General features: G+C 59.6%; 17 protein-coding genes. 15 read left to right on the top strand and 2 right to left on the bottom strand.

Annotated elements, in window-relative coordinates; translation table 11 throughout:
• Positions 1–215 (bottom strand): hypothetical protein (locus JQN68_RS14765; protein ID WP_249621169.1); only part of this gene is annotated, 215 nt, incomplete at its 3' end.
• A 128-nt stretch (positions 216–343) separates the two neighbouring features.
• Between JQN68_RS14765 and JQN68_RS10225 the strand changes: the two genes are divergently transcribed.
• The 8 genes from JQN68_RS10225 (at position 344) to JQN68_RS10190 (ending at position 8,519) form a co-directional block, all read left to right on the top strand.
• Positions 344–1,126, top strand: coding sequence for a type IV toxin-antitoxin system AbiEi family antitoxin (locus JQN68_RS10225; RefSeq protein WP_249621168.1), 783 nt, complete (start codon positions 344–346; stop codon positions 1,124–1,126).
• Positions 1,127–1,176: 50 nt separating this feature from the next.
• A complete protein-coding gene (locus JQN68_RS10220; RefSeq protein ID WP_249621167.1) occupies positions 1,177–1,941 on the top strand; it encodes a nucleotidyl transferase AbiEii/AbiGii toxin family protein in 765 nt (254 codons plus the stop codon).
• Between the two features lie 647 nt (positions 1,942–2,588).
• Positions 2,589–4,034: a DUF6933 domain-containing protein gene (locus JQN68_RS10215; RefSeq protein ID WP_225072177.1), complete on the top strand. Its 1,446-nt coding sequence runs from the start codon at positions 2,589–2,591 to the stop codon at positions 4,032–4,034.
• 290 nt (positions 4,035–4,324) lie between these two features.
• Positions 4,325–4,741 (top strand): four helix bundle protein, encoded by a 417-nt coding sequence (locus JQN68_RS10210; RefSeq protein ID WP_249621166.1) that lies wholly within the window; start codon positions 4,325–4,327, stop codon positions 4,739–4,741.
• 646 nt (positions 4,742–5,387) lie between these two features.
• Positions 5,388–6,680 (top strand): hypothetical protein, encoded by a 1,293-nt coding sequence (locus JQN68_RS10205; protein ID WP_225072179.1) that lies wholly within the window; start codon positions 5,388–5,390, stop codon positions 6,678–6,680.
• Between the two features lie 298 nt (positions 6,681–6,978).
• Entirely contained in the window at positions 6,979–7,341 is a 363-nt protein-coding gene (locus JQN68_RS10200; RefSeq protein ID WP_225072180.1) for a translation initiation factor Sui1, read from the top strand.
• 129 nt (positions 7,342–7,470) lie between these two features.
• On the top strand, positions 7,471–7,737 hold the full coding sequence (locus tag JQN68_RS10195; protein ID WP_225072181.1) for a DksA/TraR family C4-type zinc finger protein: 267 nt from the start codon (positions 7,471–7,473) through the stop codon (positions 7,735–7,737).
• Between the two features lie 167 nt (positions 7,738–7,904).
• Entirely contained in the window at positions 7,905–8,519 is a 615-nt protein-coding gene (locus JQN68_RS10190) for a class I SAM-dependent methyltransferase (RefSeq protein WP_225072182.1), read from the top strand.
• Between the two features lie 89 nt (positions 8,520–8,608).
• Here JQN68_RS10190 and JQN68_RS10185 read toward each other — a convergent pair whose 3' ends face one another.
• On the bottom strand, positions 8,609–9,550 hold the full coding sequence (locus JQN68_RS10185) for an AEC family transporter (protein ID WP_225072183.1): 942 nt from the start codon (positions 9,548–9,550) through the stop codon (positions 8,609–8,611).
• A gap of 93 nt (positions 9,551–9,643) precedes the next feature.
• On the opposite strand from JQN68_RS10185, the gene JQN68_RS10180 reads away from it, so the two are divergent.
• From JQN68_RS10180 to JQN68_RS10150, 7 genes are all read left to right on the top strand, one after another.
• Complete coding sequence (locus tag JQN68_RS10180; RefSeq protein ID WP_225072184.1) at positions 9,644–10,123, top strand: PaaI family thioesterase; 480 nt, start codon at positions 9,644–9,646, stop codon at positions 10,121–10,123.
• A 77-nt stretch (positions 10,124–10,200) separates the two neighbouring features.
• Positions 10,201–10,752 carry a TlpA family protein disulfide reductase gene (locus JQN68_RS10175; RefSeq protein ID WP_225072185.1) on the top strand — a complete coding sequence of 184 codons (552 nt, stop codon included), beginning with the start codon at positions 10,201–10,203 and terminating at the stop codon, positions 10,750–10,752.
• Positions 10,745–11,476 (top strand): cytochrome c biogenesis CcdA family protein, encoded by a 732-nt coding sequence (locus tag JQN68_RS10170; protein ID WP_225072186.1) that lies wholly within the window; start codon positions 10,745–10,747, stop codon positions 11,474–11,476. The genes JQN68_RS10175 and JQN68_RS10170 overlap by 8 nt, the downstream gene beginning before the upstream one ends.
• 80 nt (positions 11,477–11,556) lie before the next feature.
• A complete protein-coding gene (locus JQN68_RS10165; RefSeq protein WP_225072187.1) occupies positions 11,557–11,994 on the top strand; it encodes a Fur family transcriptional regulator in 438 nt (145 codons plus the stop codon).
• 88 nt (positions 11,995–12,082) lie between these two features.
• Positions 12,083–14,050, top strand: a complete 1,968-nt coding sequence (gene feoB, locus JQN68_RS10160) for a ferrous iron transport protein B (protein ID WP_225072188.1) — start codon at positions 12,083–12,085, stop codon at positions 14,048–14,050.
• Positions 14,047–14,244: a hypothetical protein gene (locus JQN68_RS10155; RefSeq protein WP_225072189.1), complete on the top strand. Its 198-nt coding sequence runs from the start codon at positions 14,047–14,049 to the stop codon at positions 14,242–14,244. The genes feoB and JQN68_RS10155 overlap by 4 nt, the downstream gene beginning before the upstream one ends.
• Positions 14,228–14,881: a metal-dependent transcriptional regulator gene (locus JQN68_RS10150; protein WP_225072190.1), complete on the top strand. Its 654-nt coding sequence runs from the start codon at positions 14,228–14,230 to the stop codon at positions 14,879–14,881. Before JQN68_RS10155 ends, JQN68_RS10150 begins: the two co-directional genes overlap by 17 nt.
• The last annotated feature ends 24 nt before the right edge of the window (positions 14,882–14,905 follow it).

The raw sequence follows: 14,905 nt of genomic DNA, 5'->3' as shown, positions 1-14,905 counted from the left end.
AAAGGTAGGTCACTGTTGGGCAGCGAAATGATGGTTGTGGGTATTGACCTCTCCGGGCCGAGCAATACCGCTGGCACCGCCGTTACAGCCTTCAGGCAGGATGATGCAGGACTGATCCTGATCCTCGCGATCACTTTCACAAACGCTATCTCCGTTGGTATCCTTTTGGCAATCCCTGCCGCTTTAATCTTGGGCCGCGACATTGCCAACAACACCAGGGCATCCCGTGAGTGTCTTTTAAATTGGTTCAGGCGAAGACGAAGCAGGTTGCTGGCGCATGAATCACTCGACAAAAGCAACGAAAAGTGTTACTTTGCGCGAGTAATCCATATCGAAGGTCTTTATGCTCGCATCAAATTTCATCTCGGACCTTATGGCGAAGGGGCGATACACCTTCACTGTCGAGGACGCCGGCAAAGTTCTGGGCCCGACTCTGGTCGCCACCCGGGCGGCCTTGAGAAGGTTGCGCAAAAAGGGCGAGATTGCCATGCCTTATCGGGGCTTTTGGGTGGTTGTGCCGCCTGAGTACCAGAGCATTGGCTGTCTGCCCCCGGAGCAGTTCATCCCCCAACTCATGGAGCATTTGCGGGAGCCTTACTACGCAGGTCTGTTAAGCGCGGCAGTATATCACGGTGCAGCCCATCATCAGCCGCAGGTGTTCCAGGTTGTTGTGGCCAAAAATCGGCCCAGCATCGAATGTGGCAAGGTCAGGGTGGATTTCATCGCGAGAAGGAATGTTGCAGACATTCCAACGACCCTTTTCAAAACCCCCCGCGGACTCCTGAATCTATCCTCACCCGAAGCGACTGCCTTTGATCTGGTCGGATACTCTGACCGTGCCGTTGGGCTTGATAATGTGGCAACCATTCTGGGGGAACTGGCCGAGAAACTGGACGGGAAAAAACTGGTGAAGTTGGCGGATTTTTCTCCGCTAGCCTGGGCACAACGCCTGGGTTATCTGCTTGACCGGGTCGGTGAGAACGACAAGGCCGCTGAACTTGAACGCTACCTGGCCCTGAGAAAGCCCGTGTCGACCCCCCTTGATCGGTCCAAACCGTTCAAGGGAGCGCCAAGGGATTCGCGCTGGTCCGTGCTGGTCAATACAGAGATCGAGGCCGAGTTTTGATTTCCCAAGACTTTATAACGGAGTGGCGGGCGAAGGCTCCATGGACGCAGTTGTATCAGGTCGAGCAAGATCTGATCATCTGCCGCGCCCTGGTGGACATCTTCAATCATCCGGCAGTGAGAGACAATCTTGCCTTTCGGGGCGGGACTGCGCTGTTCAAGCTGCACATGCCGGCTGCCCGCTATTCGGAGGACATCGATCTGGTGCAGGTTCAGACCGGTCCCATCGGCCCGTTGATGGTGGGTATCCGGGAGGCGTTGACCCCATGGCTTGGCGAGCCGAAATGGAAACAGACCCAGGGACGGGTGACCTTCCGATATCGGTTTGAATCCGAAGAGGGGGTGCCGCTGAGTCTCAAGGTCGAGATCAATTCTCGGGAGCATTTTTCCGTTTTCGGCTTTCGCAAGCAGTCATTTGAGCTCAACTCTCGCTGGTTTTCCGGGGCAGCGGAGATTCTGACCTATGATCTTGAGGAATTGCTGGGAACCAAGCTTCGCGCACTGTATCAGCGGAAAAAGGGGCGCGATCTGTTTGATCTCTGGCATGCCTTCAATGGCAGCGGCCGCGCCCCGCATCCCGAGCGACTTGTCGAAGCCTTCTTGAAATATATGGAGGCTGGCGGCCATCCGATCAGCCGAGCGCTTTTTGAGCAGAACCTGCTCGAAAAACGGGAGGATTCCCAATTTGCAGGGGATATTCGGCCGTTGTTGACCTCTGACGCTGAGTGGGATTTTTCTACGGCCTTTGATTTTGTCATGGACACCCTGATTTCAAGATTGCCGGGCGAGCCCTGGAAAGGACGCCGGCCGTCTTAAACGGTGCTCTCGATCGAATCTTTTCACAACCCGTTTTCAACGGTACAGACTTCATCCCGGCATCAGGGATCCCGGCCGCCACCGGCCGCCGAATTCTCAGAGAGCTTCGCGGTCATGGTGTGCTGGATGTCCTGATGGAATCAAGTGGTCGACGGCCCGCAATTTAAATCTTCCCTGAACTCTTGAGAATCACTGAGGGACGGTAACCTTTGTCGCTCACGCGTACACGACTACGAAGTTTGTCGATCGTTTTTTATGATAAATGATCGACAAACTACTTTGATGTGCATTGGTGATCGAAAAAGATGATACCAAAAGATGAATTTTTTCAAGAGGGTCAGAAGGGTCTACCAGATGTGGGACCATCCTTAGGACAGGGTGGCGGAGAAGTTAAGGTGGATAGTCTTCATGGTTAGGAGAGTCGTGCGGGGTCGGACCAAGCTAAGACTACGAAATTAATTGAAAAATCCTGGGAAAATGCCCTCAAAAACCGCTTACTGGCCGATTTTTTGGGTTAAAATCAACTCTTTAAGGATCCGATTGTCACTGGTAATGCAATAATGGCCCAAAAACGGTAATGAAAAGTGTGCCTCAAAAAACGCTTAAAGCCTTGTTTTCAGGGTAAACTGAGCCCGCTGGGGATCCCCATGATGATTATCCGTTTAACACAGAAACTGGCCAAGAAGATCAAGGTTGCTCCGACAACAGTGGAGTCGCGCACCGAGAATCCGTTCACCGATTGGACCGCCAATCTTTTCACCGTTGGGCGGGCCCAGTACATTATCCTCATCCATTCGGCCTCCCTTTACAGCGTGGTCTTCCCCGGTCGAGGCATCAACGACTCCGGCAAATTTATCAAGCATGTCCTTTCGGCGATGGGGGAGCAGATGGAAGACGCCGGGTACGGTGATGTTTTCGAAAAGCACCTTGCTCCGCTGGCCGAAAACATCCGCTTTTCCAAAACCGGCGATCGCAGAGTGCTCGGGTCGATGAACGATCTCGTTCTGCAGGCGAAATATCGTCTCGCCGACGAATCCCTGGCTGACGCCGTGAAGGGCTTGAATAAAACTCCCATGGGCGCTCTCGGATACCAGTATCCCCGGGATGCGCTGGCGAAGCTGGCGCATCTGCCGGAGTCGGTGGAATCCAGCCTCGGGGAGGTCCTGCCGTTTCCCGGCTGGGAACGTGGGGAGAAGGAAGATCCCCTAACGGGGAAAACGTCCGATACCCAAAAGCCGGCGACTTCAGGCAATCAATCGAAGGCGGCCCCAAAAACACCGGCGCAAAAGCGTGCGGAGACGATGAAGTTTCAGAAAGAGATGGTTGCATTGTTCGGGCAGGTCCGCAAACCCGCAAGCAAAGAGCAACTGCTCGACGAGGCCCAGAACCTCATTTACGATGCCTGGGAGTCTTCTGCGGCACGTGCCGTCAAACTCGCGCAACAGGCCCTGGAGATATCCCCCGACTGTGCCGATGCCTATGTTCTGCTGGCCGATCTGGAGGCAGTGACGATCCGTGAGCGCATCGAACTGCTGCGACAGGGTGTCGCGGCAGGCAGTCGGGCGTTGGGGAAAAGATTCTTCAGAGAGAACGTAGGCCACTTTTGGGGGCTGTTGGAGAGCCGTCCCTTCATGAGGGCCATGGGAGCCCTGGCTAACCTGTGCTGGGAAATCGGTCAGGGTGACGAAGCTTCAGAACTTTGGCGCGAGATGCTGCGCCTCAATCCGAACGACAATCAGGGCGTACGGTATTTGCTCCTGAGTTGCCTTTTGGAGTTGAATTGTTATGAGGAGGCGGAGGACTTGCTGAAATGCTACGCGGGAGATTTCAGTGCCGAGTGGAGTTACGGCGAGGCTTTGCTGGCATTCAGAATCGACGGAGACACCCCATCCTCTCGCCGGAAGCTGTCTGCGGCGCAAAAACAGAATCCCCATGTCCCGCCGTATCTGCTTGGTTCGAAAAAGCTCCCAAAGCGCCTGCCGGAATACATCTCTCCTGGGGACCAGACAGAGGCGATTTCCTACGTTTCCAGAGGCTTGGCCGAATGGGCAAAAACTCCGGGAGCGTTGGATTGGCTGAAGAGAAACTCTTGAGGAGGCCTGGGATTAATACGTAATTCTGACGTAATTCTGGGGGCGCCATACTCAATTTTTCCAAGTTACAAATTTAATGGATGTCCCCGGAACTCCCGCGCAGAAGGGGCAGGTCTACAGAATTCAAATTTGAATTCAAGTATATGCGGCCCCTTCTGGTTTTCCTTTCGGCTGATGATTCAGGAAAACGTAGCAGGCAAATTCTGCTGCTCCTGCTGTTAGATGCTTACTCGTACTCAGCCCCGGAGGGGCGGTAATCGTACTCGTACGCGTACTCGACAGGAAACAAAATGTTCGACCATGAAAAACTCGATGCATACCGGGTCAGCATAACTTTTGTTTCTTGGGCCTATCGTTTGTGCAAGGGGCTGAATGGTGTTGACCGTCATGCCCGAGATCAACTATTGCGCGCCTCTCAATCGATTCCACTGAATATCGCCGAGGGCAATGGAAAGCCGCCTTCAGCGGATCGTAAGCGGTTTTTCAGGATTGCTCTCGGTTCCGCACTCGAATGTGCTGCGACGATAGATGTTTTGATGGCATGCGAGGCCATTGACGCCGAAACCGGCAATAATGGTAAACGTCTTCTTGGCCGGATCGTTTCGATGCTGGTCAGGATGTCGTCGGTAGATATGCGGGTTTGTGAGGGGAGCGAGTACGAGTACGGGAGCGGGAATGAAACCGAGAACGAGTACGAGAACGAATAACTTGGAAGCACCTCGGTCACCTCAGGTTGTAGATGCGACCCCTCCTGGTTTTCCAATTACGTTACGGCAACCAGCGCATTTTTCGCCTGCGCAGGCTGCGGTGAGGCACGAAACGCGCGGTTTTCGGGAAGAAAATGAGGGCTTCACCAAGGTGAACGAAAGAGATTTTATCGCCATGACAAAGAAAATTATTCTTATTCTGGTGTTCGTATTGCTCTCTGTCCACTATTCCTGGGCCGCCACCTCAAGTAGCCGGGTGGATGATGTCCGTATCTGGAGCGCACCGCTCGTGGCTCGGCCGGGCGAAAAATTGCAGATTCTGGCGGTTTCGACCCGTGGCGATCTGTCGGAATTATACGCCACCGGCCCTGCGGGGCGCCGGACCAGGCTGGACACAGTGAGCGGAGGCGGGCCTCCGTGGAGTCTGCGGGCGGTACTCCCGTCGCCTGCACTCGGCAGCCACTTGATTGAGGCGACGCGGGAAGGGAAGGTGGTGGCCAGCGCCGTCATCCCGGTCGGGAAGGGTACCGGTAACCGGGGTGGTGGTGAATGGGATCAGTCAACGCAGGCGCTCTACGCCGCCTGGGTCGAGCATCTGTTCAATGACCCGCCCGAGGTATCGCTCAGCTTCCCATCTCTTGAGCCCGTGCTGCGCGATCCACGGCGCAACTTCCTCCATGACTACTTGAGCAAGGGGGAGGACAGCCAATTTCCCGCCAAGCCGGATTGCGCCGACCTGGCGTACTTTCTGCGCGCCTACTTCGCCTGGAAGCTCGGCCTCCCCGTCAGCTATCGCGCCTGCAGCCGGGGCAGCGCCCATGCTCCACCACGCTGCGACCCGCCGGAGATCGACCAGTCTTTTGTCCGCACTGCCGCTCCCGCCAGCGTCTTCCGGAAGACCAGCCGCAGGATCATGGACCGGGTACACTCCGGCACCGGACGCACGGCGCTGCGTGACAACGCCAGCGATTTTTACCCGGTGCCGCTTGAACGCTCGGCCCTTTGGCCCGGCACCGTCTTCGCCGATCCCTACGGCCATACCCTGATCATCGTTAAATGGATTCCGCAGATCAAGGGGCGCAGCGGGTTGCTCCTCGCGGTGGACGCCCAGCCCGACAATTCGGTCGCCCGCAAGCGTTTCTGGGAGGGGAACTTCCTCTTTGCGCTAAATGCCAACGCCGGCCCCGGTTTCAAAGCCTACCGTGCACCGATCTCCGAAGAAGGGAAACGAGGGTGGATTTTGCCGGTTAACGCCGCTCTGAAGGAGCGCTCAAGTCTTCCTCCCTATTCACTCGAACAGGCCAATCTCACACCCGATGACTTTTACGCCCGCATGGAGCGCCTCCTCAACCCGCACGGTCTCGATCCGGTCGAGGCCTACGAGGCCACCCTGGATGCGCTGATGGAACAGCTCGACACCCGCGTCGGCTCGGTCGCCAACGGAGAAGAATATCTGCGGGCCCATCCGGGGACCGTCATCCCCATGCCGAGCGGCCCGGCCATTTTCGAGACCGTCGGCCCCTGGGAGGATTTTGCGACCCCCTCCCGCGATATGCGACTGCTGATAGCATTGAAGGTGCTCGCCGGCCTGCCCGAGCGCATCCGCCGCCACCCCGAACTCTATCTGCTGCAGGGCGAGAGCGCGGCCGCGGCAGCCAATAACATTGAACGGCTCCACGATCGACGGTCCCGGGAGCGCTTCGTCACCTACACTCGGAGTGATGGCACCCCCTGGCGGCTGAGTCTGGCCGAGATCTACGCCCGCCGGCCGGGGCTGGAGGTCGCCTACAATCCCAACGACTGTGTGGAGCGGCGTTGGGGCGCGGCTCCCGGCATGCCGGATTTTGCCACCTGCCGCCGCCGCGCTCCCGCCGCGCAGCGGGAGCGGATGGAGGAGTACCGGACCTGGTTTCGCGAGGCCCGCCGACCCCCGCGTTAGGTTGAAATATCTGCCATTTCCACAACGGAACGAAAAATTCAGGGGCGGCGCTTGACCGTCTCGAAAATCGTCGCGTCACGAGGAGGTATCCTGCCCACTGCGAACACGAAGCCGTTACCGCTTGCCTGGAGGCTAAGCGGGGATTCTGGGAACACCCTACTCAATTTTTCAAAATGAACTGAATTGTCACCGCAATAGAGTATATCTTCCCAGAACCAGCCGGATGCCAATAACGCCGGGAGCATTGGACTGGCTGCATAAGAAGTATTTTCAAATCGATTTTGCGGGAAAGGGAACCATGGCACCAAAAAAGAACAGTGGCGGACTGGTTTACTCCAGCGGGCTCGGGCGGATGTGTCCCACTTGCAGCCGGCCGGTCAAGGAGTGCGCCTGCGCCAAAAAACAGCCGCCGCCGCCCTCGGACGGGGTGGTGCGGGTGTCCCGACAAACCAAAGGGCGCAAAGGCAAGGGCGTGACCCTGATTACCGGCGTTCCCCTGGATGAGGCGGGCATCAAGGCCTTGGCCACGCGTCTCAAGCAGCGGTGCGGCTCCGGCGGCACGGTCAAGGACGGGATCATCGAGATCCAGGGGGATCACTGCGATCTGCTGATGGAGGAACTCAAGCAGCAGGGGTGGACGGTCAAGCGGGCCGGGGGATGAATCCGCCCCTCGAAACCTCTTTATGACCTTCCCCAAACCGTACCATAGGAGCTTCTTGCCGAGGTGGCAACCGACAGGTTCTTTCCTATATACTCGATCAGGGGCAAGGTCTGCACGAAGGAGGCACTCATGGCTGTTGGTTGGTCGCGTGACGGCGCCGTTCAGGATCAGATCGACGCTACGGTGGAAGAGGCGGTGGAGCGGGCGCGAAGCCGGCTGCCCGCCGGCGAGAGCTTAACCCATTGTGAAGAATGCGAGGCAGAGATTCCTGAGGCACGCCGGAAGGCGGTGCCCGGCGTTCACCTCTGTGTCAGATGCCAATCGGAACGCGAAAAGAAGCAACGACCTGCCTCGGGCTTCAATCGGCGGGGCAGCAAGGACAGCCAGCTTAAGTAGCCGAATTCCCCTTTATCGGGAACGCTTGATGGGCCGCGCCGCCCTTCATAACTGGCCCGAACCGGCCGGGGATAGCTTTTCATGACGGATTCACGGCTGATGGGCTCCCTGCAGGCCCTCAGTCTTGATTGCGCTGTTGTTTGCCAACGGCAGGGAGGACAACCAGGATGATTCAAAAATCAGGCAGGGCGAGTGTTACAGAACTGGCGAACCATGAGCGGCATGGCGCGCAGGAACACCACCACCGCGGCAAGTCCTCGGAAAGCCGTTTGGACAAGGCACGCATTCTTCAGGCCCTTGGGCTCATGCCGGGTCAGACGGTACTTGACGCCGGATGCGGGAACGGCTACATGGCCAAGGAATTTGCCGCGCGAGTCGGCCAGGAGGGAAAAGTCTTCGCCCTCGACCCTGATGAGGTCGCCATTGCCGCTCTGAGCGAACAAACCGCCGGCACCAACATCGTGACCGTGGTGGGGGACATCACGGCGCCTACGGTACTGCCGGCAGCGACCTTCGATCTGATCTATGTCTCGAACGTGGTGCATGGGTTTTCAACGGAACAATTGGAAGGTTTCAAGGCGGAGCTCCAGCGCCTGCTTGCGCCTGACGGCAAGTTGGCCATTGTCGAAATCGTCAAGCGGGACACGCCCTTCGGCCCACCCCTGGAATTGCGCTTCTCCCCTGAAGAACTGCAGCAGGCCTTGGCACTGGCGGGCCTGACGACCTTGGACGTGGGGGAAGGTTTCTATTTGCAGATTTTTGCCAACCATCCATCAACTTGAGCCCCGGCTTGCCGGGGGCGTCCGTGCAATGCCATGGTGCCGGCATCTGCTCGTCATCACCCGGCGGGTTTGGCGTCTGGCGACAGTCCTTACAGCCCGGTCAATTTCAACAGTAGCAGCAGACCGGTATAGACCGGCGCCGCCAGCAGGGTGGAGAGCACGATGATGGAGGCCGCCAGGCCGGGGTTGCCGTCCAGTTCGTAAGCCATGATGTAGCTGGCCGCCGCCGTCGGGGTCGCGGCCAGCAGCAGGGCGATGCCGAGTTCCCGGCCGCCGAAGCCCATGGCCATCAGGATCAGAAAATTCAGAAACGGCTGTAAGGCCAGTTTCAACGCCGCCGCACTCCCCGCTCGACGCAAGTCGCCCTGCAACTGACGCAGGGAAAAGCCGGCGCCGATGGCGAGCAGGGCCAGGGGCAGTGCGATGTTGGACAGGGGCTGCAGTATCCGCCCGGCCAGGTCCGGCAAGGGCCAGGCCAGCCAACTCCAGAGCAGTCCGGCCGCCGCAGCCAGCACCAGGGGGTTGAGCAGCAGTTGCTCCCGCCAGGGAACCCCGCCGGTGCGCTGTTTCCGACGGTGGGGCAGCCACAGTACCAGGATGGCCAGCAGGTTGATGAGGGGTACCAGGCAGCTCAGCAGCATGCTGGCCATGGCCAGCCCGCCTTCTCCGTAGGCGCCGAAGACGATGGGCAGGCCGACGTAGGCCAGGTTGCCGCGAAAGGCCCCCTGGCTGAAAGTGCCCCGGTCGGCCGGCGGAAATCCGGCTAATACCCCCCATCCGTAGGCCAGGGCGCCGCCCAGCACCAGGGCCGCGGAGGCACCCAGGGTCAGGGGGGCGTTGAAGCTGGTGCCGAACTCGGCGGTGGCCGTTTTAAAAAACAGCAGGGCCGGCAAAAAAACGAAGTAGACTAAACGGTTGGCTTGGCGGGAAAAATTATCGTCGACCAGTTTCAGGTGGTGCAGCAGGCTGCCGAGCAGGATCAGGACAAACACCGGCAGGACGATTTCCAGGGTGGCGAAAAAGTGTGGCATGGTCGCTCTCCATCAGGGTATCGGGAGCATACCTGAAGGGCTGCTGGTCGGCAATGATTGATTCCGAAACCTATTTTTGACGGGAGGAAAAGCATGTCAACCTTACTGGTACCCGGGGACAGCCCGCGGCGGGCCGCTGCAGAGCAGTTCCGCATGGACGGCTGGCTCGACACGGCGCCCTTCGAGGTGCTGTTGGGGATGCGCATCGAGGAGTTGGGCGATGGCCGGGCGGTGCTCAGCATGCCTTTTACGGTGCAGTTGTCCCAGGGCGGCGGAGTGCTGCATGGCGGCGCCCTGACCGCCCTGGCCGACACCGCCGTAGCCCTGGCGGTGAAAACCCGGCTGCCGGACGGCACCCGGTTCGGCACCCGGGAACTGAGCATGCGTTTTCTGGCGCCGGTGCGCGAGGGGGGCGTCACCGCCGTGGCCGCTGTAGAGCGGGTCGAGGGCCGCTCCTTTTTTGCCGGCGCCGAGTTGCTGGATGCCGGGGGTGAGCTGGTGGCGCGGTTCAGCGCCGAGTTCCGGGTGGCCCGCGAGGCCGCTGCCGGTACCGGTGCCGCCGGCCGGCCTTGACTTTGACTGCCGCAAAATAGTAGAAGAAAGGCCAGCTTCCGTGTCATGGCACAGCCGGTGCCGAGAAGGAGAAACGCATGCTGAACAAAAAGCTTCTGCTGGTTCTCGGTCTGTTGCTGTTGATGCTGGCGGGCGGCTGGCTGTTACGCTCCGGCGGCCGCCGGCCTTCGCCGCCGCCCACCACCGGGTTGGCGGTGGGCCAGGCCGCGCCCGATTTCGTTCTTCGGGACCTGGCCGGCCACGCCGTGCAGTTGCAGGAGCTGCGGGGCCGGGTGGTGTTGCTGTCCTTCTGGGCCATCTGGTGCCCGGCCTGCCGGCTGGAATTGCCCGAATTGCAACGCCTTTACGAAGGCCTGCCGCCGGCGGAGGTGGCGATCCTGGCGATCAACGCCGGCGATCCGTCCGACCAGGTTGCCGAATTGATGCGCCGCGAAGGCTATCGGTTTCCGGTGCTGCTGGACGGTCAGGGAGTGGCCCAGAGCCGCTTCAATGTCTTTCAGTATCCCATCACCTTTCTCCTCGACCGTCAGGGACGCCTGGCCGGGCACTTTCTCGGTTTGCAGAACTGGGAGTCCGGTCCCGCCCGGCAGGCTCTCGAAGACCTGATGGGGAGGCCGCACCATGACTGATGGCGCTCAGTTGACCCTGTGGCTGGCGTTCAGCGCCGGTCTGGTCTCCTTTGTCTCGCCCTGCGTCCTGCCCCTGATTCCGTCCTTCGTGACCTATATCACCGGTCTCAGTTTTGCCCAGCTGCAGCAGGCCCATCCCGGCTGGCGGCTGCGCTGGACGGTGTTTTCCCATTGTCTGCTGTTTGTCGTCGGCTTTTCCACGGTCTTCATCTCCCTTGGCGCCTTGGCCGGCATGGTGACCGTGCTGCGCGAAGGGCTGGTCTGGGTGCAGCGACTGGGCGGAATCCTGGTGTTTCTGTTCGGTGTTCATCTTACCGGGCTGATCCATTTCGGATTTCTGCTCGGCGACAAACGGATTCGTCTGCACCACAAGCCGGCCGGCTACCTGGGCACCTTTCTGGTCGGGCTCGCCTTCGCGGCCGGCTGGACCCCCTGCATCGGACCCATACTGGCGGCCATCCTGACCTTTGCCGCCACCTCCGCCGACAGCACCGGTCGCGCCGTGTTGCTGTTGGCGGCCTATTCTGCCGGCCTGGGCCTGCCGTTTTTGCTCTCCGGCCTGCTGTTTCACGGATTTTTAGGATTTTTCAAGCGCTTTCGAAGCTATATCCGCTTGGTGGAAATGGTCACCGGCCTGCTGCTCATGGGGGTCGGGATGCTGTTGTTCTTCGACCGCTACAATCAATTGACCGGCTTCCTCTATCGGATACTGCCGTGGTCCTGATGACGCGCTCCCCGGTTTTGCAGGATTGACAGGGGTTCGGTTCTTCTGTTAAGTTGACTATCAATTTCAGAGGAGGTCGTATGACTGAAAAACGGGAATTCTTCCGCAATTATATCGCCCAGAAGGGGCTCAAGCTGACCCGTCAGAGGGAGGCCATCCTGGACGAGTTTCTGAAGTCAGGGGCCCATCTGTCCACCGAAGAACTGTTCATGCGGGTGCGCCGCAAATATCCCCATATCGGCTATGCGACGGTCTATCGGACTCTCAAACTGTTTGCTGAATGCGGGCTGGCCGAGGAGCGGGATTTTCGCGCCGGCCAGACTCTTTACGAAGCACGGGATGCCGACATCCATCATGATCACCTGGTCTGCACCAGGTGCGGTGCCATCCTTGAATTCAAGGATGAACGCATCGAAAAGCTGCAGGAACAGGTGGCCCGGGAACACAATTTCACCATGGAGGACCATCGGCTGGAAATTTTCGGTCGCTGCGAAAGGTGTTCTGCCGCGGCGGATTGATCGGACGGCGTTGCGGCGGTTGCCGGGATGGTCCGCCGCCAATGGGTAGATTTGCAGATTTCATCACGGTCTGACTGGATTTATGGATATGGCGGGTCCTCAAGCGAAGGTAAAAGATCCCGGGCGAAAAATCGTCCTGGTCGGCAATCCGAATGTTGGCAAAAGCGTTCTGTTCAATGCCTTGACCGGCACCTACACGGTGGTGTCCAACTATCCGGGCACCTCCGTGGCGGTGGCGCGGGGGCAATGCGAAATCGATGGCCGGCGCTATCAGGTTTTGGATACGCCGGGCATGTATTCCCTGCTGCCCATCACCGAGGAGGAGCGGGTCGCCCGGGAGATTCTGCTGCAGGAGCATGCCGATACGGTGGTGCACGTGGTGGACGCCCGCAACCTCGAACGCATGCTGCCCATGACCCTGCAACTGGTAGAAGCCGGGCTACCGGTGGTGTTGGTGGTCAACATCATGGATGAAGCCGAACGGCTCGGCATTCATATCGATATTCCACTGCTTGGTGAAAAACTCGGCATTCCGGTCATCGGTGCCGCCATCGGCCGCAAGCGCGGGTTGGCCGAACTGCGCCGGGCGATTGCCGGCAACCGCCCCGGCGGCCAGGCGGTGTTCGGCTACGGTTTCGAGTTGGAAGGCGATATCGAGGCCGTTGCCCGCTGCCTGAAAGGCACCTATACGCTGCATCCCCGGGCCGTGTCGCTGCTCCTGTTGCAGCGTGACGAAGAGGTCCGGGAACTGGTTCGTGGACAGGAACAGGAGCGGTTTCCCCTCGTCGAACAGGTGGTCAGCGATATCATTTTTGAACGTCGCCATGACCTGCATCTGCGCATCAGCCTTGAGCGTAAACGGGTCTGTCATGGCCTGCTGTCCGAGGTGGTGCGGCAGGATCCGGACCGGAAAGCTTCCCTCGGCGAGCGGTTGGCCGCCTGGACCATCAATCCCTGGACCGGTTTCCCCCTGCTGGTGGCGGTACTGTATTTCGGCCTGTATCAGTTCGTCGGTCAGTTCGGAGCCGGCACCATTGTGGATTTTGTCGAGGGGGAATTGTTCGAGGGCTACGTCAATCCCTGGCTGATCCGGCAGGCCGAATCCTGGTTGCCGTGGATCTGGCTGAAGGAACTGCTGGTCGGGGAGTACGGCGTCTTCACCCTCGGAGTGCGCTATGCCGTGGCCCTGGTGCTGCCCATCGTCGGCACCTTCTTTCTGTTTTTTTCCATCATGGAGGACGTGGGCTATTTCCCCCGCCTGGCCATGCTGGTCGATCGGATTTTCAAGCGCATCGGTCTCAACGGCCGGGCGGTGATTCCCATGGTACTGGGCTTCGGCTGCGACACCATGGCGACCATGGTGACCCGTACCCTGGAAACGGTGCGGGAGCGTATCATCGTCACCCTGCTGCTGGCCTTGGCGGTGCCCTGCAGCGCCCAGTTGGGGGTGATCCTCGGCCTGCTCTCCGGGGTGCCCGGCGCCTTGGCGGTCTGGACCGCCTGCATCGTTCTGGTCTTTCTGGCCGTGGGCCTGCTGGCCGCCCGCGTGGTGGTCGGCGACCAGCCCATGTTCTACATGGAGTTGCCGCCCCTGCGCCTGCCCCAGGTGCGCAACGTGCTGGTCAAGACCTACAGCCGCATGCAATGGTATTTTCTGGAGATTTTTCCCCTTTTCATTCTGGCTTCGGTGATGCTCTGGGCCGGCAAGATGACCGGTGCCCTGCAAGGGCTGGTGCGGGTAATGGATCCTTTTGTCCGCGCCCTGGGATTGCCGGAGGAGGTGGCGGCGGCGTTCATTTTCGGTTTTTTCCGACGCGATTTCGGTGCCGCCGGACTCTATGATCTGCAGACCTCGGGTTTGCTGTCGCCGCGGCAGTTGACCGTGGCCGCCGTGACCATGACCCTGTTCGTGCCTTGCGTGGCCCAGTTTCTGATGATGAAAAAGGAGCGTGGCTGGAAAGTATCCCTCGGCATTTTCGCCTTGGTGACCGCCCTGGCTTTCATTGTGGGCTGGGTTCTCAACCGGGTGTTGCTGCAAACCGGCTGGCTGCCGTGAAATGCGGTTATTGCGGCCGGCCTTTGCCGGATGAACCGGATCCCCGCCAGCAACCCTGTGGCGGCTGTCTCGGTGGCTGCCGCAAAATCCATTGCCCCCATTGCGGTTACGCCAATCCGGTCGTGGCCGGTTGGTTTCGCCGGCGGCGCAAAAAGGCCGTCACCAAGGAGAAGCAAGATGACCCCATCGAATAAAGCCGAGGACATTCTCGAAACTCTCTGGATCGCCATTGTCGAGGACGGCGACAATTCCGCCTCCCTGGACAGCCTGCGGTTGACCGCCGATGATCCCGGCCTGCGGGAACTGGAGGAGCAGGCCCTGGTGGAAATCAAAGGGGCGCGTCTGTACCTGCGCCCGGCCGGCCAGGAGGCCGGACAGAAGATCGTGCGACGCCATCGCCTGGCCGAGCGGTTGATGATGGACATTCTCAACCTGCAGGGCGACGATGCCAATGCCAAGGCCTGCGAATTCGAGCATCTGCTCAACGAGGGGGTCGATACCAAAATCTGCACCCTGCTCAATCATCCGGCCACCTGTCCCCACGGACGCCCGATTCCGCCGGGCGAGTGCTGTCGTCAGGCCCGCCGAGCGGGGGAGGTGGGGGTGGTGCCCCTCACCGAGTTGAAGCCGGGCCAGGAGGGGGAAATCGCCTATTTGGCTACCCGGGATGCGAAGAAAATGCAAAAACTCATGTCCCTCGGGGTGCTTCCCGGCAGCCGGATGCGTCTCTCCCGCCGTTTTCCGTCCTTCATTTTTCAGGTCGGCAATTCCGAATTTGCCGTCGACGAACTGCTGGCGCGGGAGATCTTCATCCGCCTGAATTCCGCTTGATGCTTTGGCGGGTCGCCGGTTTTC

The sequence above is a fragment of the Desulfuromonas sp. CSMB_57 genome (genome assembly GCF_020194955.2).
Classification (GTDB): Bacteria; Desulfobacterota; Desulfuromonadia; order Desulfuromonadales; family Syntrophotaleaceae; genus JAFCIY02.
The sequence above is the reverse complement of the archived record's forward strand: the minus strand, read 5'-3'. Positions and strand labels throughout refer to the sequence as shown.